Here is a 20,604-nt window from a genome sequence, read left to right as displayed (position 1 = left end):
CGGTTCCGTCGTCGGTCCCTGTAGGCCGCCTGGGGGGGGGGCGGGGGCGGGGAACCACGTTGGGGGCCGACCGCCCGGGGCGGTCGGCCCCCTCCGGTCAACGGGAGCGTCGGGCTCAGCCCGCGTAGATGTCGTCGATCTCCTTGCTCCACTGCTTGCTGACGACGTGCCGCTTGACCTTCAGGGAGGCGGTCATCTGGCCGCCCTCCTCGGTGAAGTCACTGGGCAGGATCTTGAACTTCTTGATGCCCTCGGCCTTGGAGACGGCCTTGTTGGCGTCGTCCACGGCGCCCTGGATGGCTGCGTTGAGGTCGGCGTCGGCGGTGAGGTCGGAGATCTCGCCGGTCTTGCCGTTGGCGGACTTCCACAGCTCGAAGGACTCCGGGTCGATGGTGACCAGGGCCGCGATGAACTTGCGGTTGTCACCCACGACCATGCACTGGCTGACCAGGGCGTGGGAGCGGATGCGGTCCTCCAGGACGGCCGGGGCGACGTTCTTGCCGCCCGCGGTCACGATGATCTCCTTCTTGCGGCCGGTGATGCTGAGGAAGCCGTCGGCGTCGAGGGAGCCGAGGTCACCGGTGCGGTAGAAGCCGTCCTCGAAGGCCTCCTTGGTGGCCTTCTCGTTCTGCCAGTAACCGACCATGATGTGGTCGCCCTTGAGCAGGATCTCGCCGTCGTCCGCGATGCGCACGGTCGTGCCGGGCATGGGCTGGCCGACGGTGCCGATCTTGTTGAAGCCGGGGCTGTTGACCGAGGTCGGCGCGGTGGTCTCGGTGAGGCCGTAGCCCTCGATGATCGTCAGGCCGACGCCGCGGAAGAAGTGCCCGAGACGGTCGCCCAGGGCGGAGCCGCCGGAGACCGCGTAGTGGGCCTCGCCGCCGAGGCGGTCCGTGATCTTCCCGTAGACCAGCTTCTTGAACAGGCCGTGCTTGAGCTTGAGGGTGAACGGGACGTTCCCGGTGGCCAGCGCCTTGCTGTACTCGATGGCGGTGTCGGCGGCGGCGTTGAAGATCTTGCCCTTGCCCTCGCCCTCGGCCTTCTGCTGGGCCTTGGTGAAGACCTTCTCGAACACGCGGGGGACCGCGAGGAGGAAGGTGGGCCTGAAGACCGAGAACTGGTCGATCAGGTCCGGGCCGGTGCTGGGGTAGTGGCCCAGGACGGCCTTGCCCTCGATGACCATGACCTGCACGAAGCGCGCGAAGACGTGCGCGAGGGGCAGGAAGAGGAGGGTGGAGGGGGTGCCCTCGTGGCCGAGGATGATCGGCTTGGCCGGGCCCTCCAGCGCGGAGTGGGCGATGAAGAGGAAGTTGCGGTGGGTGAGTTCGCAACCCTTGGGGCGGCCGGTGGTGCCGGAGGTGTAGATGAGGGTGGCGAGGTCGTCGGCGCCCACCGCGGTGCGGCGGGTCTCGAGGTCCTCGTCGGAGACGTCGGTGCCTGTGGCGGTGAGGGCCGTGAGGTCGTCGCCGTCGAAGCGCCACAGGTGGGCGAGCTCGGGGGTGTTGGCCCGGATGCCCTCGACGCGCTTGGCGTGGTCCTCGGTCTCGACGAACGCGGCCTTGGCGCCGGAGTCGGAGAGGATCCACTCGATCTGCTCGGCGGAGGAGGTCTCGTAGATCGGTACGGTGACGGCGCCGATCGACCAGATGGCGTAGTCGACCGCGGTCCACTCGTAGCGGGTGCGCGACATGAGCGCGACACGGTCGCCCTGCCCGATGCCCGCGTTGATCAGGGCCTTGGCGTATCCGACGATGTCGCCGTGCAGGCGCTCGACGGTCACGTCGCGCCACTGGCCGGACCCGGCCTCCTCCTGACGGCGGGCGGCGACGGCGTTCGGCTCGCTGGCCGCGCGCGCAAAGAGCGTGTCGGTCAGCCGCGCGTCGTCGGAGATCTCAGCCTTCGCGGGAGAGCTGTATTCGCGCACGTGATGCTCCTGGACGTGTACGGGTTCTGGGTGGTGGGGACGTGACGACCGTAACAACACCATCCTACTCGTGAGTAGAACAGGTTGCCGTTCGGTATCCAACGGTGATCCGAGCTTGACGCGCCTCGCGGGGCGAACCCGCTGTTCGTCGGGCGTCCGCCGGTGGCCGGGCGTGGTCGGGTCGGGGCCTTCCCCTGTGGTGTTGTCGGCGTGACCGCGCCTGTGGGAGGGCGGTCGCCTCTCGTCGGGCCGTCCGGGAGTGCGCAGGTCAAGCGGGTGATCCCGGTGGGTGCTCGCGCGGAGCCGAGACTACCGCGCGGCGGGTTCCTCGCGCACATCCGGTGAGGTTCGCGTCGAATCCCCTCGAAACGGACGACCGTTCGCCCTCCTCGGTGCCCGCGGGTCCGCGTGTGTCCTCCCGGTCTCCACAACGTGACGCGGCCCCGGGGTCATCCCCGGGCGTGACCCCCGGGCGCCCCTGGCTCTTCCCTGAACCTCCCCCGGGGCGCCTGTCGACCCCGGGGCGGGGCGGTTACCGTGATGCCAGACGCACCTACAGGAGGCTCACGGACATGACCGAGAACAACACCGGGCGCTCGGAGCGGACGGGCGGCGGAAGCGCCGACGGCCCCGACCTCATCGACGACGCCCTGCGCCTCGTGGACGGCCTCCAGCGCAAGCTCCTGGTCGCCGGGGTCAAACGCGGGGTCAGCGCGGTCACCCACCCCCCGGCCAAGGCCGACGTGTGGGAGGAGGCGATCCGCGTGGAGACGCGGGAGCAGCGCCCCCCGCTGGAGGAGTTCGTGGAGATCGTGCGCAAGAGCGCCCCGGAGGTCGCGGGGCACCTCGGGCGGGCCGGGCTGTCCTTCGCGGACGCCGTCGGGCGCACCTGGGGAGTGATGGAGCGCTCCTTCGAGCAGGGGCGGGAGGAGGCCGCGCGGGCACGCGAGGAGCGGGAGAGGCGTGAGCGCGACGACCGTGAGCGGGACGCGCGCGCCCACCGTGAGTCGCCGGAGGGTGCGGACGAGGCTTCCAGGCCTGGTGAGAGCGGGTAGGGCGCGGCGGACTCGCGGGTCACAGTGGGGGATCGGGGCGAACCGGACAGTGGTCGCTCTCGGGGTGTGCGGCGACGCCTGAGCCTGGTTTAATCGAATGGTTTACACCATTTGAAAACCATCTGCCATGAACCTTGAGACTTATGTCAGAGTTCGGGCGTAAGTAGAAGGAGCTGCCCCCATGCTGACCATTGGCGTAGACATCGGCGGGACCAAGGTCGCCGCCGGTGTCGTCGACCACGACGGGCAGATCCTGGACAAGGTCAAGTACCCCACTCCGTCCCACGACCCCGACGGTCTGGCCGAGGTCGTCGGACGGGCGGTGCGGGAGCTCCGCGAGCGTCGGCCCGAACGCGAGGTCGGCGCGGTGGGCGTGGGGGTGGCCGGATTCGTCGACGAGGACCGCGCCACCGTCCAGGTCGCCGTCAACCTGGGTCTGCTCGACGAACCCCTCAAGGAGCGTGTGCGGCGCCACGTCGACCTGCCCGTGGTCGTCGAGAACGACGCCAACGCCGCCGCCTGGGCCGAGGCCCGCTTCGGCGCGGGGCGGGGCAGCGACCACATCGTCTGCGTGACCCTGGGCACCGGGATCGGCGGCGGACTGGTCCTCGGCGGCGCCCTGCACCGGGGCCGCCACGGAGTCGCCGCCGAGGTCGGCCACTACCGCATGGTCCCGCACGGCCGCCGCTGCGCCTGCGGCAACCACGGCTGCTGGGAGCAGTACGCCAGCGGTCGGGCCCTGGTGGCCGAGGGGCAGGACCTGGCCCGTACCGACCCCGAGAGGGGCGAGCGCATGCTCAAGCTCGCCGACGGCCTCGTGGAGCGGATCGAGGGCGAGGTCATCACCCGCGCCGCCATGGAGGGCGACCCGGCCGCCCTGGAGTGCTTCCGGATCGTGGGGGACTGGGCCGGGCTCGGCCTGGCCGACCTGGCCGCGATCCTGGACCCCGAGTGCTTCGTCCTCGGCGGCGGGGTCTCCGACGCGGGCGACATCCTGCTCGACCCGGTCCGCGCCTCCTTCGCGCGACACGTCTCCGGTCGCCCCGGCCGCCGCCTTGCCGAGGTGCGCGTCGCCGAGCTCGGCGGCGAGGCGGGCATCGTCGGCGCGGGCGACCTCGCCCGGCACTGAGGACCGACGAGAAGGGGGCGGCCACCGGGAACACCCGGTGTCCGCCCCCTTCGGCCGTCCGACGCTACCCCGCGTCGCTCGGCGGCGTCTCGGCCTGCTCGGCGTCGGCGCGGTCGGAGGCCTTCCGTGCGCGCTTCTCCTCGCGCCTGGCCTCCCTGCGGGCCTGGCGATCGGACCTTCGCTCGGCGCGGCGGGTCCGGCGCTCGTCCTTGGCGCTGGCCTGCTGCTCGCGTCTGGCCTCCTTCTCCTCCGCCTCGATCTCGGCCTTGACCGCCTGGGCGTAGCGGTCCACGTACTCCTGGCCGGAGAGCTCCATGAGGGCGTACATGATCTCGTCGGTGATCGCCCGCAGGACCCGCTGGTCCTTCTCCATCCCGTAGTACCGGGAGAAGTCGAGCGGCTTGCCGAAGACGACCTTGGGGCGCACACCCAGCTTGGGGACGGTGCGCCCGGGGGGCATGATCTTCTCCAGGTTGATCATCGCCATCGGCACGACGGGGGCCCTGGCCTCCAGAGCGAGCCGCGCCACCCCGGTGCGGCCCCGGTAGAGCTTGCCGTCAGGGGAACGGGTGCCCTCGGGATAGATGCCCAGCAGGTCGCCGCGCTTGAGGACGCGCAGCCCGGTGCGCAGGGCCGCCTCGCTCGCCTTGCCGCCGGAGCGGTCGATGGGGATCTGGCCCACACCGGTGAAGAAGGCCCGGCTGAGGAACCCCTTCACGCCGGTGCCGGTGAAGTACTCGGCCTTGGCGAGGAAGGTGATCTTGCGCGGCAGCGGCAGCGGACCGAAGAAGTGGTCGGAGAACGACAGGTGGTTGCTGACCATGACGGCCGGACCACGCCGGGGCACGTTCTCCACGCCCTCCGCGCGGGGTTGCCACAACACGGCCAGGATCGGCCCCAGGATCGCCTTGACCACCCAGTAGAACATCGCTTCAGATCACCCCTGCATACGCGGGGAGCACTGGGCAGGGCCTGCCACGTCTCACTGTCCCGCTCGGCTGACATTGTCCGGAACGCCTCCGCCGCGAACACGGGGAGACTGACGGAGGTCATCTTCCCACCACGTGCGGGTCTCCACCAAAAGCATCCGGAACGGACCCGTGCCGTTCGTCGCGGGTCGGGAGGGGACGCGCCGCGGGGGCACTGTCGAGGATACTCACGACCGGTGTGGGCGTCGCGGCAGGTCCGCCCTCGGCACCCGGGAACACGCCGGGCGCTCCCGGAGTTCGGGCAGGAGAACGCTACCGTTCACTCGATGACAAACGCTCGCCCGAGCGACTAGCCTCACGGCTGGGGCCGCCGTCCCAGCCGGTTCCCCGCCGAACGATCCCGGGAGCAGACCTGTGAGACCGACCAGCGCCATCCCCCTGATCCCGGGGGCGGACCCCTTCAGTCACACGGGTTCGGGCGTCGGAGTCCTGCTCTGCCACGGGTTCACCGGGTCGCCGTACTCGATGCGCCCCTGGGCGGAGTACCTGGCCGAGGCGGGGCTGACCGTCGAACTCCCGCGCCTGCCCGGGCACGGGACCACCTGGCAGGACATGGCCACCACCACCAGCGACGACTGGTACGCGGCGGTGGAGTCGGCCCTGCTCGACCTCGCCGACCGGTGCGACGAGGTGTACGTCATGGGCCTGTCCATGGGCGGGGCCCTCACCCTGCGCCTGGCCCAGGAACACCCCGACATCGTTCGCGGTGTGGTCGTGGTCAACCCCTCCCTGACCGTGGAGGACCGCAGGCTCCCGGTGATCGCGCCGATCCGCCACCTGGCGGCGCGCCTGATGCCCTCCACCCCGGGCCTGTCCAGCGACGTCGCCATCGAGACCGCCTCCGAGGGCGGGTACGACCGGGTGCCCACCGCCGCCGCCGCGACACTCCCGAAGCTGTGGCGCGCGGTTCAGGACGGCATGTCCGGTTTGCGGGCGCCGGTTCTGGCCTACCGGAGCCCCCAGGACCACGTCGTCGGACCGGACAGTCTGCGTATCCTCGCCAGGAGAGCGGTGAACACGCGACTGACGATCCACCTGCTCCACGACAGCTACCACGTCGCGACCCTCGACCACGACGCCGCCACCATCTTCGAAGGAAGCCTCGCGTTCGTACGCGAGCGCGGGAGAAGCGGGGAAGGATCCGACCGATGACGCAACGTCGGGGCAACGGCCTGCTCGCCGACGCCTACGTTCCGCTGATCCTGCTCGCGCCCTCCCACGCGGACCTCATGCTGGAGGCGCTGCGGCGCAGCGGGATCGCCGCCTACGCGGTCCCCCTGGCCGAGGACGTCCTGGAACCCTCCGGTGGCCAGACGGAGGACCCGCCCACCGACCACCTCTACGTCGACGCCGAGGAGCGGGGCGCCGCCGAGCGCGTGCTCGGCTCCGAACTGCCCGACCTGAGCGACCGGGACGCCGGGCCGGACCTGCTGGCCCCCCGTGTCGAGACCAGACCTGAGGCCGAGGGCGAGGAGAGCCAGGAACCCACCGCCGCGCACGAGGGCAACGACACGCCCGTCGGCGGCGACCTGCTCGACGGACCCCCGGCCGACATCGAGCCCGAGGCGCCGAGGAGGCGCCCCAAGGACGAGGACGACGTCTGGAACGACCTGGTCGCGCGTTTCTACGACGACACCGAGGGCACCAGTGAACAGCGCGGCCGGGTCGCCTGGCCCGACGTCGAGAACCTCAGCGCCCCGGACGAGCACCAGACCCGGCTCGGGGACATCCTCGCCAACCTGCCCCGGGACCCGGGCGAGGACGACGACGAGGAGTCCCGCGGGGAGGACCGACGCCGCGCCGAGGCGGAGATGGAGGGCCACTACGAGCCCCCGCCGCCACCACCCCTGCTCCAGGGCGACCGGGTGGGCATCGCGGCCTGGATCGGCCTCCTGGGCGGTCCGGTGCTGCTCTTCGGGGCCGCCTTCCTGGGGTTCACGCTGCCCAACGGGATCATGTTCCTGGCCGTCGCGGCCTTCCTGACCAGCTTCGTCGTGCTCATCCTGCGGATGACCGACTCGCGGCCCCCCGGTGACAACGGTCCCGACAACGGGGCGGTGGTCTGACCCCTGGGCTTCGACGTCCCCCTCTGGCGCACCATCGCCCTGTTCCGCGCCGTCGCTCTGGTCTACGCCGTGGTGCCGCTCGCCCAGCACCACGCGTACCTGTCCAGACCCTGGGTCGCCTGGGCGGTGCTGGTCGTCATGGCCGCCTGGACCGTGGTGACGACCTACGCCTACGCGCGTCCGGCCTGGCGCACCTCGCGCCTGCTGGTGGCCGACCTCGCCGTGGCCTTCGGCTGCATGTTCGCCACGGGGCTGGCGGCCGCCCCCCACTACCTCACCCAGGCGCCCCCGCTGAGTTCCTACTGGTTCGCGGGGGCCGCCCTGTCGGCCAGCGTCATCTGGGGGCGACGCGGAGCCGCCACGGTCGCCCTCGCCTACGGCGGAGCGGACATCACCCTGCGCCTTCTGATGGACGCCAACGTGACCGCCGCCACCGTGCGGGGTGTGGCGCTGCTCCTGCTGGCCTGCCTGGCCGTGGGCTACATGGCACGGGTCGCGGAGCAGGCCGAGGAGCGCTTCGCCCGGGCGGTGACCATGGAGGCGCGCATCCGGGAACGCGAACAGCTCGCCCGTTCCATCCACGACTCCGTCCTCCAGGTCCTGGCGCTCGTGCGCCGCCGTGGCGACGAGATCGGAGGCCAGGCCGCCGAGCTGGGCCGGATGGCCGGTGAGCAGGAGGTGCGGCTGCGGTCCCTGCTCACCGACGGCCTGGACGCGGCGGCGTCCGTGCCCTCCGGGCCCGGGACCGAGGCCGCCCCGGGCGCCCCCGCCGACCTGCGGGAGGCCCTGCGCCGTCTGGAGTCCGTGCGCGTCTCGGTCTCGGCGCCCGCCACCCCGGTGCTCCTGCCCGGGGACACCGCCGCCGAACTCGCCGCCGCCGCGTCCGCCGCCCTCGACAACGTGGAGCGGCACTGCCCGCCCGGGACCAGGGCCTGGGTCCTGCTGGAGGACGAGGGCCACGCGGTCACCGTGACCGTGCGCGACGACGGCCCCGGCATCCCGCCCGGGCGCCTGGAACGGGCCCGTGACGAGGGCCGCCTCGGCGTCGCGCAGTCGGTCGTCGGCCGGATCCGCGACCTCGGTGGCACCACGGAGCTGTTCTCGGAGCCAGGGGAGGGCACCGAGATCGAGATGTCCGTCCCCCGGGACTGACCCCTCCGGCGGACCGGGGTCAGCGGAGCGGGGGCCCTGCCCCGGGGTCCTCCTGGTGGGAGAAGCGCTCCTCGTTCCACGGGTCGGCCCGGTTGTGGTAGCCGCGCTCCTCCCAGAACCCCCGGCGATCACCCACCATGTACTCCACGGACCGCAGCCACTTCACGCTCTTCCAGCCGTACAGGTGGGGCACCACCAGGCGCACGGGGAAGCCGTGCTCCGGGGCGAGCGGCACGCCGTCGCGGTGCGTGGCGAGCAGTACCCCGTCGTCGAGGAAGTCGTCCACCCGCAGGTTGGCGCTGTATCCGTACTCCCCCCAGGCCATCACGTGCGTGACCTCGGGGGAGGGCGGGGCGAGGTGGACGAGGTCGGCGGCCGGAACCCCGCCCCAGGGGACGTCGGGAACGCTGAACCGCATCACGCAGTGGAAGTCGCGGACGACGTCCCTGCGGGGCAGGGCGCCGAACTCCTCCCAGGTCCACCGGTAGGTGCCCAGCGACTCGGTCGCGCCGAAGACGCGGAAGTCCCACCGCTGCGGTCGGAAGGTCGGCACCCGGCCGTAGTGGAGGGGCCTGTGCTCGTACCGGACCGCCTGGCCCGGAGGCAGCCGTGGTCGCTGGTCCCCGCCCGTGTCCCCGGCCTCGTCGCCCTCGGACAACCCGTTCCCCCGTCCCTTCGCTCCGGCCCCGCGGTCCCCGGTACGTCCCCCCGTGCCGGGGCGGACGACGGCGTCCTGTCATCCTGCCAGGCGCCCGCGAGAGCCACGTCACTCCCCCCGGTTGTGTGGGGGAGTGCTCACCTTGCGCTATAGTCGCTGCCATGCAGCAGAACTTTTGGCGCTTTTATGGCTACCGGCCCATCTCCCCGGTCGCCTGTGAAGCGCTGCGCTGACACAGACGATCTTCCAGGAGCCCCGGGCCGGTAACGGCCCGGGGCTCCTTTGTTTTCGCCCGGGGTCGAAGCCCCCGGCCCCGGCGTGACAGCCGCGCGGCTCAGCCACCCAAACACACAGGGACAACCACATGGTCATCGTTATGGCGCCGGGCGCCACCGCCGACAACATCGACGCCCTCGTCGAGCTGGTCACCTCCGCCGGAGGCGAGGCGTACGTGACACGCGGCGTCAGCCGCACCATCATCGGCCTGGTCGGCGACGTCGAGCGCTTCCAGGACCTCGGCCTGGCCGCCAAGCCCGGTGTGAGCGACGTACTGCGCATCTCGGCGCCGTACAAGCTCGTCAGCCGCGAGAACCACGACAGCCGCACCGTGGTCAGCGTGCGCGGTGTCCCGATCGGCGGCGACAACATGACCGTCATCGCCGGGCCCTGCGCGGTCGAGACCCCCGAGCAGACCCTGGAGGCCGCCCTCATGGCCAGGGCCGCCGGGGCGGCGCTCCTGCGCGGCGGAGCCTACAAGCCCCGCACCTCCCCGTACGCCTTCCAGGGGCTGGGTGAGGAGGGCCTGAAGATCCTCGCCGACGTGCGCGAGAAGACCGGTCTGCCGATCGTCACCGAGGTCGTGGACGCCGCCGACGTCGAGCTGGTCGCCTCGTACGCGGACATGCTCCAGGTGGGCACCCGCAACATGCAGAACTTCGCCCTGCTCCAGGCGGTCGGGGACGCCGGGAAGCCGGTCCTGCTCAAGCGCGGCATGAGCGCCACCATCGAGGAGTGGTTGATGGCCGCCGAGTACGTCGCCCAGCGCGGCAACCTCGACATCGTCCTGTGCGAGCGCGGTATCCGCACCTTCGAGAAGGCCACCCGCAACACCCTGGACATCAGCGCCGTCCCGGTCGCGCAGAGCCTCACGCACCTGCCGGTGATCGTGGACCCGTCGCACTCCGGCGGCAAGCGCGACCTGGTCCTGCCGCTCTCCCGCGCGGCCATCGCGATCGGCGCCGACGGTGTCATCGTGGACGTGCACCCGAGCCCGGAGACCGCGCTCTGCGACGGCCCCCAGGCGCTGCTGGAGGAGGACCTGGCGGAGCTGCGGGACCTGGCGGGCACCCTGGCCACCCTGAGCGGCCGCACCCTCACCCCCGTGCCCGCGCGCGAACTCGCCCGCAGCTGAACCGCGCCCCCTGAGCCACGGGTCCAGGGGTGACACGACCGTGCCCCGGACGCTCACGAGCGTCCGGGGCACGTACCGTCGCCGGGCCCGAGGGCCCGTCGGTCCTACACGGCCGGGGTCACGGCCTTGGCGGCGGAGGGCGCGACCTGCGCGGGCGCGGCCTCGCCCAGGAAGCTGGGGCGGTGCAGCTGAGCGGTGGTCACCAGGTGCTCGGCCAGCTCCTCGGCGTCCAGGCGCTTCTCGATCTGCCGCAGGTCACCGATCTTCGCGGCGGTCTCGACCTGACGCGGCGTCAGCATCGTGCAGCAGTCCTCGTCCGGCAGCTCCGAGATGGCCAGCGTCCCGATCCTCCGGGCCTGGTCCATGATCTCGGTCTTGTCCATGCCGATGAGGGGCCGCAGGATCGGCAGGTCCACCGCGTCGTCCAGGGCGGTGAGGTTGGTCATCGTCTGGCTGGAGACCTGGCCCAGGGCGTCCCCCGTGATCAGGCACTCCGCCTTGAGGTCGTCGGCCAGGGCCTCGGCGGTCTTGAGCATCAGGCGCCGCTGGGCCACGATCTGGAGCCGCTCGATACCGGAGCTCTTCAGCTGCTGCTGGGCCTTGCCGAAGGGGACCACGAACAGGCGCGAGCCCACCTGGTAGCGGTCCAGCTGGCGGACCAGGCTGTAGGCCTTGTAGATGGACTCGGGTCCGGTGAAGGGCATCCCGGAGAAGTGCAGGAAGTCCACCTTGAGCCCGCGCCGGATCATCCGGTGGGCGGCGACGGGGGAGTCGATGCCGCCGGACATCAGCACCAGGCCCCGCCCGCTCATCCCGGCGGGCAGACCGCCCTGGCCGGGGACGCCGTCGGTGAAGACGAACGCCTCGTCCTTGTCGACCTCGACGTGGAGGGTGTTGTCGGGACGCTTGAGGTTCACCTTGTAGCCGTGCGCCTCGATGATCTTGGAACCGAGGTACCCGGCCAGCTCACCGGAGTTCATCTCGAACCGCTTGTCACGGCGCCGGGCGCGCACCGCGAAGGTGCCCTCGCGGCCCGCCAGGGAACGCACGCCGATGTCGGTGATGGCGTCCAGGTCCTTGGCCACGCGACGGACCAGGTGCACCCAGACCACGCCCATGACGTTGGCCATGCGGTCCGCGATCTCCGCGATCTCCAGGTCGGAGGCCCCGGGCTTGCGCACGATGATCACGCCCGCGCCGCGCTGGGAGAGGCGGATGTCGCCCAGGTCGCGCACGGAGGACCTGATGTTGTTGTGCAGGCGGCGCTCGAACAGCTTGCGGTTGGAGCCCTTGAGAACGATCTCGCCGAGCTTCATGAGCACGCAGAGCTCGCCGAGCCCGGCGTCGGCTCCGACCTCGGTTACGGGGAGCGGCGCGGACTCCAGCGACGCGGACATGGTGCTACCTCCGGAGGGTGATGCCTGGGCTTGGGGACGGAACGATGCCTTCCAGTATCGAACAATCCCCGGACCGCTCGGTCCATTCCCGGAGTACACGGTCCTCGGATGAGACTCCGGACACGGCCGGGCCCCTCCCCGAAGCGGGGGAGGGGCCCGGTACGCGGTGCGGGCGCCTAGCCGAAGAAGACCTCGGCCTCCTCGTAGCGCTCCGCGGGCACGGTCTTGAGGGTGTCGGTGGCCTCGGCCAGGTCCACCCGCACGATGTCGGTGCCCTGGAGGCCGACCATCTTGCCGAAGGACTTGTCGTGCACGGCCTCGATGGCGTTCACGCCCAGGCGGGTGGCGAGCACGCGGTCGAAGGCGGTGGGGGTGCCGCCGCGCTGGACGTGGCCCAGTACGACCGAACGGGCCTCCTTGCCGGTGCGCCGCTCGATCTCCTCGGCCAGGTTCTGACCGATGCCGCCCAGGCGCACGTGGCCGAAGGAGTCCGTCTCACCGGTGGCCAGCTCCAGCTGCCCCGCCTTGGGGTGGGCGCCCTCCGCGACCACGATGATGGGCGCGTACTGGGTCTCGAAGCGGCTCTCGACGTGCTTGACGACCACGTCCATGTCGAAGGGGCGCTCGGGGATGAGGATGACGTTGGCGCCCGCGGCCATGCCCGAGTGCAGGGCGATCCACCCGGCGTGGCGGCCCATGACCTCCACCACCAGGGCGCGGTGGTGCGACTCCGCCGTGGTGTGCAGGCGGTCGATCGCCTCCATGGCGATGTTGACCGCCGTGTCGAACCCGAACGTGTAGTCCGTGGCGTTGAGGTCGTTGTCGATGGTCTTGGGCACGCCGACCACGTTCACGCCGCGGTCGTGCAGCTGGCGGGCGACACCCAGGGTGTCCTCGCCGCCGATAGCGACCAGAGCGTCCACGCCCAGTCCGGCCATGTTGTCCTTGACCCGCTCGACGCCGCCCTCGATCTTCATGAGGTTGGTGCGGGAGGAGCCGAGGATCGTGCCGCCACGGGGGAGGATTCCGCGTACGGCGGCGATGTCCAGGGGCATGGTGTCGCCCTCCAGGGGGCCGCGCCAGCCGTCCCGGAAGCCGACGAACTCGTACCCGTAGTCCTTGATGCCCTTGCGGACCACGGCGCGGATGACCGCGTTCAGACCAGGGCAGTCTCCACCACCGGTCAGCACCCCGACTCGCATACGAATTCTCCTCGACGTTGGTGGGTGTTCCGGGCGCTGGCGCCCTATGGTCTAGACCATAGTGGGCGGGGGTGGCCCAGGCCAACCCCGCTCCTTGCACGGCATCCGAAACCCCGCGTTCCGGCCGTCGCCGCGTCACGGGGTCATTCGTCCAGGCCCTGGTCGATGGCGTAGCGCACCAGCTCCACCCGGTTGTGCAGGTGCAGTTTGGTCAGGGTGTTCTGGACGTGGTTCTGGACCGTGCGGTGGGAGATCGTGAGGCGGCGGGCGATCTGCTTGTAGGCCAGCCCCTTGGCCACCAGCCGCAGCACCTCGGTCTCACGCGGGGTCAGCTCGGGAGCCCGCTCCCGGCCGTCGGCCGCGCGGTCCTCCTCGGCGGACAGCCGCCGGTACTCACCGAGCACCAGTCCGGCCAGACCGGGGGTGTAGACGGCCTCACCGGTGTGCACCCGGCGGACGGCGTCCAGGAGCTCCTCGCGCCCGGCCGACTTCACCAGGTAGCCGGTGGCCCCGGCCTTGACCGCCGCCAGCACGTCGTCGCTCTCGCCGCTGGCCGAGAGCACCAGCACCCGTGGGGGCTCGGGCAGCGCCACCAGGGCGGCGGTCAGCTCCACGCCGTTGGTGTCGGGCAGGTGCAGGTCCACCACGGCCAGGGTGGGCCGGATCGCGGGAGCGATCCGCAGCGCCTTGGCGCCGTCGCCCGCCGTCCCCACCACGCGGAGTCCGGCCTCGGCCAGGTCCCGTGCCACCGCGTCACGCCACATGGGGTGGTCGTCCACGACCATCACCCGGATCTCGTCACCGCTCATGCCGCAGACACTACTCGGGCGTGTCCGGCGGGTACACGCCCTGACCGCCGCCCCCTTCCGGAAAGGGCAGGGGGCGGCGGTCATCCGGGCGGCGCGCGGCGGCGCGGAGTCCGGTCAGTCGTCCTCGTCCTCGTCGAGGTCGCCCAGGTCGATCCCGCCGGGGGTGGCGGTGAGCTTGATCTTGGTGCCCTCGGGAGCGGTCCCGGTGTGCGACTGGTGCGCCACCACACGGCCGCCGAAGATCCGCTCGACCTCGACGTCGAACCCGGCGTCCTCCAGTTCCTTGCGGGCGTCGCGGACGGAGTCGCCCACCACGTCCGGGACGTCGACCTCGGGCGGTCCGCTGGACACCGTCAGCGTGACGGACGCCCCGGGACCGACGTTGGTGCCGGTGTCGGGAGTCTGGCTGATCACCAGGCCCTTGTCGATGTTCTCGCTCTCCTCCTCGACGATCTCGGCCGACAGGCCCAGCTCGTCGAGGGTCTTCTCGGCGTCCTCGCGCTTCTCCCCGGCCAGGCTCGGCACGGGGATCCCGCTGCTGACGGTGATGGTCACCGTCCCCTCGCGGTCGGCGTCCGCACCCGCCTCGGGGCTGGTGGCCAGCACCTCGCCGGGGTCGTTGTCCGGGGAGTCCTGCTCCTCCTGGACGATGCTCTCGTCGTCGAAGCCGAGGTCCTCCAGCGCCTTGAGCGCGTTGGCGACGTCGTCGCCCACGAGGTCGGGCATGGACACGTTCTGCGGGCCCTTGGACAGGAACACCGTCACCGTGTCACCGGGGGAGAGCCGCGAGTCCACCTCGGGGTCGGTCTCACCGACCTCGCCGGCGGCGGCGTCGTCGCTGTACACCCGGTCGTCGGAGAGCTCCACGACCAGTCCGGCGCCCCGGATCTGCTCGCTGGCGGCCTCGGGGGACAGCCCGATCACGTCGGGGACGGCCTCGTAGCGGCCGAGCAGGAACCACCAGCCCGCCACACCCACGACCAGCGCCGTCACGAGCGCGCCGACCACCAGGAGGCGGTTGCGCGAGAACCACGACCCGCCCCGTCCGGGGTAGTCATCGTCGTCGTAGTCGCCCCCGCCCAGGTCGGCGCCGTTCATGTCGACGACCATCGTGGCGTTCTCGGTGCCCGGACCGGCGCCGCCCGCGATCAGCTGGGGCGCGGTCATGGTGGCCGCCGCGTTGGCCTGCGGGGCCACGGGGGCCAACGGCGCGGCCGAGCCCGGCGTCGGGTCCGGCAGGGTCCGCAGGACCTCCAGGACCTTGGCCAGGTACTGGCCCGCGTTGCTCGGACGGTACCGGGGGTCGCGCTCGGTGGCCTTGGTGACCAGGCCGTCCACCTCGGGCGGCAGGTTCGGCAGGAAGTGGGAGGGGCGCGGAACGTCCTCGGTCACGTGCTGGTAGGCGATCGCGATCGGGGTCTCGCCGGTGTGCGGCTGGCCGCCGGTGAGCAGTTCGTAGAGCATGATCCCGGCCGCGTACACGTCGCTGCGCGCGTCGGCGGTGCCCTTCTCGATCTGCTCGGGCGCCAGGTAGGCGGCCGTGCCCATGAGCGTGCCGGTGCGGGTCAGGCCCTGGTTGGACTGTTCCACCGCGCGGGCCAGACCGAAGTCGGCCACCTTGACCCGGCCGTCCTTGCTGATCAGGACGTTCTCGGGCTTGACGTCGCGGTGCACCATCCCGGCCTGGTGGGCGGCCCCCAGCGCGGCCAGCACCGAGGCCATGAAGTTCAGGGCCTGCTTCGGAGCCAGTCGTCCGTGTGCCTTGAGGATGTCGCGCAGGGTCTGGCCCGGGACGTACTCCATGGCGAGGAAGACGTGTCCCTGGTCCTCACCCTGGTCGAAGACCTGCACGACGTTGGGGTGGGAGAGCTTGGCGACCGAGTGCGCCTCGTTGATGAAGCGCTGGACGAAGGTCGGGTCCTGGGCCAGGGAGGGGTGCATGACCTTGAGGGCCAGGCGTCGGTCCAGCCTCAGGTCGTGGGCGACGTAGACCGTCGCCATGCCGCCACCGGCGATCCTTGACTCGACGAAGTAGCGACGGTCCAGCGTCGCGCCTACAAGCGGGTCGGAAGTCGTCATGTCCACGGCGGAGTTGTGTCCTTGCTGCGGGGAGCGCGGGCGTTCGCGGCCGGTGGCGCGTACCCGACACCTGGTGTCGATCCGACACGATAGCGGAAGCCGGTGTCAGGTCTGCCCCGCGGTTCACGGTCGCGACGGCCCCCGTGTCCACCGTCGTGGAGCCCGACCGGAGGGTCGGTTCGGGGCGTTCGCGCCTGGGCGGTCTGAGGGTGCGGTGCCGTCGCGCGGCACGCGCACCCTCCCACGGTAGGGGACGGGACCAAACCCGTCGGTAACGGTCCGTTCGCGTGTCGTCACCGGGGGTTCGCGCGGTGTGTCGGAACGGGTGATCGTCCCAGGTCCGGAGCCCCGGACCACCGCACCGGAGTCCTCCCGGCGGACTCAGACCACGTCGGGGCTGGAGGCCCTGGCGTGGCGGCGGACCGGGATGCGTCCGGCCAGCCGCGCACCGCGACCGGCGCGCACGGCGTCGCGCATCGCCGCCGCCATCCGCACCGGCTCCCGGGCGCGTGTCACGGCCGTGGCCAACAACACCGCGTCGCACCCGAGCTCCATCGCCAGGGCGGCGTCGCTCGCCGTCCCGATGCCCGCGTCCACGATCACCGGGACCTCGGCCTGTTCGACGATCAGCTCCAGGTTGTGCGGGTTGCGGATGCCCAGGCCCGAACCGATCGGCGCGGCCAGCGGCATCACGGCGGCGCAGCCCAACTGCTCCAGGCGACGGGCCAGCACCGGGTCGTCGTTGGTGTAGGGCAGGACAGTGAAGCCGTCGTCGACCAGCGCCTCCGCGGCGTCCAGTAGTTCCACCGGGTCGGGCAGGAGGGTGTGCTCGTCGGCGACCACCTCCAGCTTCACCCAGTCGGTGCCCAGGGCCTCACGGCCGAGCCTCGCGGTGCGCACGGCGTCCACGGCGGTGAAGCACCCGGCGGTGTTGGGCAGCGGGCGGATGCGGTTGCGCTCCAGGACGTCCCACACCGACCCCTGGGTGCCCGGGGTGATCCGGCGCATGGCCACGGTGGTGAGTTCGGTTCCCGACGCCAGGAGGGCGTCCTCCAGGACCTCCAGCGAGGGCGCCCCGCCGGTGCCGGTGATGAGTCGGGACCCGAAGGAGACCCCCGAGATGACCAGCGGGTCCTCCGACACGTGTGCCGCGACGGTCACGGACTCGGACGTCTGTGTCATGGTTCAGCCTCCCTGTACGGCGGTGAGCACGTCCACGCGGTCGCCCGCGGAGAGCTCGGTGTCCGTCCAGGCGGTGCGTCGCACCACCTCGTCGTTGACCGCGACGGCGATCCCGCCGGGGACGGCGCCGTCCCCGGCGTCGGTGAGGTCGCGCACGACCCCGTCCACGGTGGTCGCCTCGCTGTCCCGGGCCTGTCCGTTGATGATCAGTTCCACTGCTACTCCCACGTCCGTCTGCTGGCTGAGAACCGGCGCGCGTACGGGGGCAGCGCGCCGGTGGTGAGTGCCTCGGCCATGACCTCCCCGGTCACCGGGGCCAGCAGGACCCCGTGCCGAAAGTGTCCGGCGGCCAGGTGCAGTCCCGGGACCCGTGTGGGCCCCAGGAGGGGTTCGTTGTCGGGGGAACCCGGCCGCAGCCCCACGCAGGTCTCGACGACCTCCAGCTCGCTCACCCCCGGGACGAGCTCGCGCGCGTCCCGCAGGACCTGCCAGAGCCCGCCGACCGTCAGGGAGGTGTCGTGGCCCAGCTCCTCCTGGGTGGCGCCGACGATCACCTCGCCGTCGGCCCGGGGCACCAGGTAGACGGGGAACCCGCGCACCAGGCCGCGCACGGTGCGCGTGACCAGCGGCGGTTCCCCGGCGGGCACCCGGGCGCGCAGCAGCTGCCCCTTGACCGGGCGCAGCGGCGGAACCACCGGTTCGGGCACCCGTACCCGGTCGCCCCAGCATCCGGCGGCGAGCACCACCTGCGCGGCGGGCAGTGCGGTCCCGTCGGCCAGGCGTACGCCCAGGCGCGCGCCGTCAGCCCCGGGGGAGGTGATCTCCTCCGCGTACCCGGGGACCTCGCGAACGCCCGCCCGCTCCCCGGCCCGCGCCAGGGCCAGGAGCAGCGCGCGCGGGTTCACGGAGTGGTCCTCGGGGGCCAGCACGCCACCGCGCACGCCCGGAGCGAGCGTGGGTTCGAGGCGTCGGCACTCGCGGCTGGTGAGCCGCTGGGTGGGGATGCCCAGGCGCTGTTGGAGCGCGTGGAGGTCGGTGAGGACCGCGAGGTCGTCGCGGTCGAAGGCGACCAGCAGCGTCCCGGTGCGGCGGTGGCCGACGTCGATCCCGCTGGCCTCCTGGAGTTCGGCGACGAAGTCGTCGTAGAGGCGCGCCGAGCGCACCCCGAGCTCCATGAGCTCCTCCTCGCCGAAGACCGCCTCGGTCGCGGGGGTGAGCATGCCCGCCGCGACGGTCGAGGAGGCGCGGGCGTCGGAGGGCGCCGTGACGGGGTCGGGCTCGACCAGGGTCACGGACAGGCCGCGCTGGGCGGCCCGCCAGGCAGTGACCCGGCCGATGACGCCGCCGCCGACCACGACCACCGCATTGGTGGGATGAATCGTCTTCTGTGGGGGAACCTCGTTGCTGCGCACGGCGCCGTGTTCCACTCCCTTCGCCGGAATGACCCGGATCAGGTTCGTGCGGTCGGAGGCGGTGAGCCTCCCTCTCAGCCGGGTCCACCCGGCTCCCGCGGGACATGTCCTCGCCCTCATCCTAGGACAACCCGTCCAGGGCGGTCGTGGCGGGGATCTCCCAGGCGGGGCGTCCGGGGGCGGGGCGATGGTCTCCGGAGCCCGGCCGGGTGTGGCAGATTGGGTGGGTGACACAAAGCGATCGTGAACTCGACGAACTCGTCGGCGAATGGCTGACCCTGCGTGAGGCGGCCGCGCCGCTGGGCGTGAGCCCCAACCGCATCAAGACGCTCATCCGCGAGAACCGCCTCATGGGCGTGGTGCGCGGTGGCGAACTCTGCATCCCCGCCGCCTTCCTGGACGGCCCGGACCTGGTCAAGGGTCTGCCGGGCACCATCGTGCTGCTGACCGACGCCGGTTTCTCCACCGAGGAGGCCCTGCGTTGGCTGTTCACCCCGGACGACACCCTGCCGGGCACGCCGATCCAGGCCATGCGGGAGAACCGGGGCACCGAGGTCCGTCGGCGGGCCCAGGGCATGGCCTTCTGAGCCGTCCACGGCCCGGGGACGCACCACCCCGGTGACGTCCCCCGGGCCGTTGGTTAGGGTGGGGCGCGTGAGGACGAGCCACGGAACCAGCCTGCGCGAGCGCCTGGACGCATCCCTTCTGTACCTGTGCACCGACGCCCGGACCGAGAGCGGTGATCTCGCGGAGTTCGCGGACGCCGCCCTGGCCGGAGGCGTGGACATCATCCAGCTCCGGGACAAGGGCTTGGAGGCCCGCCAGGAACTGGCCGCCCTGGAGGTCCTGCGGGAGGCGTGCGAGCGCCACGGGGCCCTGCTCGCCGTCAACGACCGCGCCGACATCGCCCGCGCGGTACGCGCCGACGTCCTGCACCTGGGCCAGCGCGACCTGCCGGTTCCCCTGGCCCGCGACATCATCGGCGCCGACCCGCTGGTCGGCCGCTCCAACAACGACCCCGAGGCCGCCGCCCGTTCGGCGGAGGAGCCCGGGAGCGACTACTTCTGCGTGGGCCCGACCTGGGCGACCCCGACCAAGCCGGGCCGCCCGGCGGCCGGACTCGAACTGGTGGAGCGCGCGGCCGCGCTCGGCACCGACCGGCCCTGGTTCGCGATCGGCGGCATCGACCTGGAGAACGTGGACCGGGTGCTGGACGCCGGGGCCACCCGCGTGGTCGTGGTGCGCGCCGTCACCGAGGCCGAGGATCCGCGAGCGGCGGCCAGCGCGCTCCGGGCCCGCCTGACCGCACGGCGCGGCGACGCCTGACCGTCGCGAAAACCCGGTGACCTCGACGGCCGTCCCGGGGATACTGGTCCACCATGGATGAGGTCGAGGTCGTCGTCGCCCACTCCGAGCGCGCGACACTGCGCGTCGGTGACGTGTTCCTGAAGGTGGACGCCGACCAGGCGCGTGTCGACGTCGAGGTCGAGGCGATGTCCCTCGCGCCGGTCCCGACCCCGGAGGTTCTCTGGCGCAGGCCGCCCGTGCTCGCGATCGCCGCGCTCCCGGGGACGGCCCTGGGCCGTCTGGGCGAGCCGTCGACCGCCTCGTCGGCGGCCTGGACCGCGGTGGGCGCCGCCGTCCGGAGACTGCACGAGGCTCCGCCACCTCCCTGGCCCGGCCGACGCCGCCGGGACCCCGGCGAGTGGGCGGCGGAGCTCGACCGGGAGTGCGAACTCCTCGTGACCAACGGTGTCCTGCCCGCCGACCTGGTCGCCCGTAACCGCCGGGTGGCCGAGGCCGCGATCCGCCCCTACACCCCGGTTTTCACGCACGGGGACCTCCAGAGGGAGCACGTCTTCGTCGAGGGCGACGAGGTCACCGGCGTCATCGACTGGTCCGAGGCGGGCGCTGGCGACCCCCTCTTCGACCTCGCCACCCTGACGCTCGGAAACGAGGGGCATCTGGCGGAGGTCGCCGCCGGTTACGGCGCCGACGTCGACCTCGACGTGGTCCGCGCGTGGTGGTCGTCGCGCGCCCTCCTGGGGGTGCGTTGGCTGGTCGAGCACGGCTTCGACCCGTTCGCGCCGGGGTGTGAGGTCGACGTGCTGAGGGCCCGGATGTGAGGCCGCGCAGACC

At 72.0% G+C, this 20,604-nt stretch carries 19 protein-coding genes and 1 riboswitch; of the genes, 9 read left to right on the top strand and 10 right to left on the bottom strand.

Going from position 1 to position 20,604, the window contains the following annotated elements; translation table 11 throughout:
• Positions 1–115: 115 nt before the first annotated feature.
• Positions 116–1,924, bottom strand: coding sequence for an AMP-dependent synthetase/ligase (locus tag ACFW3L_RS19775; RefSeq protein ID WP_378742554.1), 1,809 nt, complete (start codon positions 1,922–1,924; stop codon positions 116–118).
• A gap of 572 nt (positions 1,925–2,496) precedes the next feature.
• Here ACFW3L_RS19775 and ACFW3L_RS19770 point away from each other — a divergent pair.
• Together ACFW3L_RS19770 and ACFW3L_RS19765 are read left to right on the top strand one after the other, a co-directional pair.
• On the top strand, positions 2,497–2,979 hold the full coding sequence (locus ACFW3L_RS19770; protein ID WP_378742552.1) for a hypothetical protein: 483 nt from the start codon (positions 2,497–2,499) through the stop codon (positions 2,977–2,979).
• 181 nt (positions 2,980–3,160) lie between these two features.
• A complete protein-coding gene (locus ACFW3L_RS19765) occupies positions 3,161–4,108 on the top strand; it encodes an ROK family glucokinase (RefSeq protein WP_378742550.1) in 948 nt (315 codons plus the stop codon).
• 64 nt (positions 4,109–4,172) lie between these two features.
• Here ACFW3L_RS19765 and ACFW3L_RS19760 read toward each other — a convergent pair whose 3' ends face one another.
• Positions 4,173–5,036 (bottom strand): lysophospholipid acyltransferase family protein, encoded by an 864-nt coding sequence (locus tag ACFW3L_RS19760; protein ID WP_378742548.1) that lies wholly within the window; start codon positions 5,034–5,036, stop codon positions 4,173–4,175.
• 415 nt (positions 5,037–5,451) lie between these two features.
• Here ACFW3L_RS19760 and ACFW3L_RS19755 point away from each other — a divergent pair, with 415 nt between their 5' ends.
• The 3 genes from ACFW3L_RS19755 to macS all read left to right on the top strand — a co-directional run bounded on the left by ACFW3L_RS19755 (position 5,452) and on the right by macS (position 8,315).
• The gene (locus tag ACFW3L_RS19755; RefSeq protein ID WP_378742546.1) at positions 5,452–6,249 is read left to right on the top strand and encodes an alpha/beta hydrolase; all 798 of its coding nucleotides are present in this window, start codon (positions 5,452–5,454) and stop codon (positions 6,247–6,249) included.
• A complete protein-coding gene (locus tag ACFW3L_RS19750; RefSeq protein ID WP_378742544.1) occupies positions 6,246–7,163 on the top strand; it encodes a hypothetical protein in 918 nt (305 codons plus the stop codon). Before ACFW3L_RS19755 ends, ACFW3L_RS19750 begins: the two co-directional genes overlap by 4 nt.
• A gap of 69 nt (positions 7,164–7,232) precedes the next feature.
• Positions 7,233–8,315: a MacS family sensor histidine kinase gene (gene macS / locus ACFW3L_RS19745; protein ID WP_378742542.1), complete on the top strand. Its 1,083-nt coding sequence runs from the start codon at positions 7,233–7,235 to the stop codon at positions 8,313–8,315.
• A gap of 19 nt (positions 8,316–8,334) precedes the next feature.
• Here the strand turns inward: macS and ACFW3L_RS19740 are convergent, their stop codons facing one another.
• The gene (locus ACFW3L_RS19740) at positions 8,335–8,973 is read right to left on the bottom strand and encodes a molybdopterin-dependent oxidoreductase (RefSeq protein ID WP_378742540.1); all 639 of its coding nucleotides are present in this window, start codon (positions 8,971–8,973) and stop codon (positions 8,335–8,337) included.
• 364 nt (positions 8,974–9,337) lie between these two features.
• On the opposite strand from ACFW3L_RS19740, the gene aroF reads away from it, so the two are divergent.
• Positions 9,338–10,384: a 3-deoxy-7-phosphoheptulonate synthase gene (aroF, locus tag ACFW3L_RS19735; protein WP_378742538.1), complete on the top strand. Its 1,047-nt coding sequence runs from the start codon at positions 9,338–9,340 to the stop codon at positions 10,382–10,384.
• A gap of 104 nt (positions 10,385–10,488) precedes the next feature.
• On the opposite strand, the gene thiI is transcribed toward aroF, so the two are convergent.
• From thiI to thiO, 7 genes are all read right to left on the bottom strand, one after another.
• On the bottom strand, positions 10,489–11,781 hold the full coding sequence (gene thiI, locus ACFW3L_RS19730) for a tRNA uracil 4-sulfurtransferase ThiI (protein WP_378742536.1): 1,293 nt from the start codon (positions 11,779–11,781) through the stop codon (positions 10,489–10,491).
• A gap of 176 nt (positions 11,782–11,957) precedes the next feature.
• Positions 11,958–12,983: a 6-phosphofructokinase gene (locus ACFW3L_RS19725; RefSeq protein WP_378742534.1), complete on the bottom strand. Its 1,026-nt coding sequence runs from the start codon at positions 12,981–12,983 to the stop codon at positions 11,958–11,960.
• 143 nt (positions 12,984–13,126) lie between these two features.
• Complete coding sequence (locus tag ACFW3L_RS19720) at positions 13,127–13,792, bottom strand: response regulator (RefSeq protein ID WP_378742532.1); 666 nt, start codon at positions 13,790–13,792, stop codon at positions 13,127–13,129.
• A gap of 114 nt (positions 13,793–13,906) precedes the next feature.
• Positions 13,907–15,877, bottom strand: a complete 1,971-nt coding sequence (pknB, locus tag ACFW3L_RS19715; RefSeq protein WP_378742530.1) for a Stk1 family PASTA domain-containing Ser/Thr kinase — start codon at positions 15,875–15,877, stop codon at positions 13,907–13,909.
• A gap of 375 nt (positions 15,878–16,252) precedes the next feature.
• A complete protein-coding gene (locus tag ACFW3L_RS19710; protein WP_378742528.1) occupies positions 16,253–17,053 on the bottom strand; it encodes a thiazole synthase in 801 nt (266 codons plus the stop codon).
• A 3-nt stretch (positions 17,054–17,056) separates the two neighbouring features.
• Positions 17,057–17,269 carry a sulfur carrier protein ThiS gene (gene thiS, locus ACFW3L_RS19705; RefSeq protein ID WP_378742526.1) on the bottom strand — a complete coding sequence of 71 codons (213 nt, stop codon included), beginning with the start codon at positions 17,267–17,269 and terminating at the stop codon, positions 17,057–17,059.
• Positions 17,270–17,271: 2 nt separating this feature from the next.
• Positions 17,272–18,465 (bottom strand): glycine oxidase ThiO, encoded by a 1,194-nt coding sequence (gene thiO / locus ACFW3L_RS19700; protein ID WP_378742524.1) that lies wholly within the window; start codon positions 18,463–18,465, stop codon positions 17,272–17,274.
• Positions 18,464–18,574, bottom strand: a riboswitch (TPP riboswitch). Its footprint overlaps the gene before it by 2 nt.
• A gap of 118 nt (positions 18,575–18,692) precedes the next feature.
• On the opposite strand from thiO, the gene ACFW3L_RS19695 reads away from it, so the two are divergent.
• From ACFW3L_RS19695 to ACFW3L_RS19685, 3 genes are all read left to right on the top strand, one after another.
• Positions 18,693–19,052, top strand: a complete 360-nt coding sequence (locus ACFW3L_RS19695) for an Rv2175c family DNA-binding protein (RefSeq protein ID WP_378742522.1) — start codon at positions 18,693–18,695, stop codon at positions 19,050–19,052.
• A 67-nt stretch (positions 19,053–19,119) separates the two neighbouring features.
• A complete protein-coding gene (gene thiE, locus ACFW3L_RS19690; RefSeq protein WP_378742520.1) occupies positions 19,120–19,791 on the top strand; it encodes a thiamine phosphate synthase in 672 nt (223 codons plus the stop codon).
• Between the two features lie 53 nt (positions 19,792–19,844).
• Positions 19,845–20,591 (top strand): phosphotransferase family protein, encoded by a 747-nt coding sequence (locus ACFW3L_RS19685; protein ID WP_378742518.1) that lies wholly within the window; start codon positions 19,845–19,847, stop codon positions 20,589–20,591.
• Positions 20,592–20,604: the final 13 nt, after the last annotated feature.

Source organism: Nocardiopsis sp. NPDC058789, from assembly GCF_042745575.1.
GTDB classification, from domain to species: Bacteria; Actinomycetota; Actinomycetes; order Streptosporangiales; family Streptosporangiaceae; genus Nocardiopsis; species Nocardiopsis eucommiae.
The sequence above is the reverse complement of the archived record's forward strand: the minus strand, read 5'-3'. Positions and strand labels throughout refer to the sequence as shown.

Excerpts from the sequence above, each read along its gene's own strand:
- ACFW3L_RS19770 (WP_378742552.1), top strand. The coding sequence starts at position 2,497 with ATGACCGAGAACAACACCGGGCGCTCGGAGCGGACGGGCGGCGGAAGC.
- ACFW3L_RS19765 (WP_378742550.1), top strand. The coding sequence starts at position 3,161 with ATGCTGACCATTGGCGTAGACATCGGCGGGACCAAGGTCGCCGCCGGT.
- ACFW3L_RS19760 (WP_378742548.1), bottom strand. The coding sequence starts at position 5,036 with ATGTTCTACTGGGTGGTCAAGGCGATCCTGGGGCCGATCCTGGCCGTG.
- ACFW3L_RS19750 (WP_378742544.1), top strand. The coding sequence starts at position 6,246 with ATGACGCAACGTCGGGGCAACGGCCTGCTCGCCGACGCCTACGTTCCG.
- aroF (WP_378742538.1), top strand. The coding sequence starts at position 9,338 with ATGGTCATCGTTATGGCGCCGGGCGCCACCGCCGACAACATCGACGCC.
- thiI (WP_378742536.1), bottom strand. The coding sequence starts at position 11,781 with ATGTCCGCGTCGCTGGAGTCCGCGCCGCTCCCCGTAACCGAGGTCGGA.
- ACFW3L_RS19725 (WP_378742534.1), bottom strand. The coding sequence starts at position 12,983 with ATGCGAGTCGGGGTGCTGACCGGTGGTGGAGACTGCCCTGGTCTGAAC.
- ACFW3L_RS19720 (WP_378742532.1), bottom strand. The coding sequence starts at position 13,792 with ATGAGCGGTGACGAGATCCGGGTGATGGTCGTGGACGACCACCCCATG.
- ACFW3L_RS19710 (WP_378742528.1), bottom strand. The coding sequence starts at position 17,053 with ATGACACAGACGTCCGAGTCCGTGACCGTCGCGGCACACGTGTCGGAG.
- ACFW3L_RS19685 (WP_378742518.1), top strand. The coding sequence starts at position 19,845 with ATGGATGAGGTCGAGGTCGTCGTCGCCCACTCCGAGCGCGCGACACTG.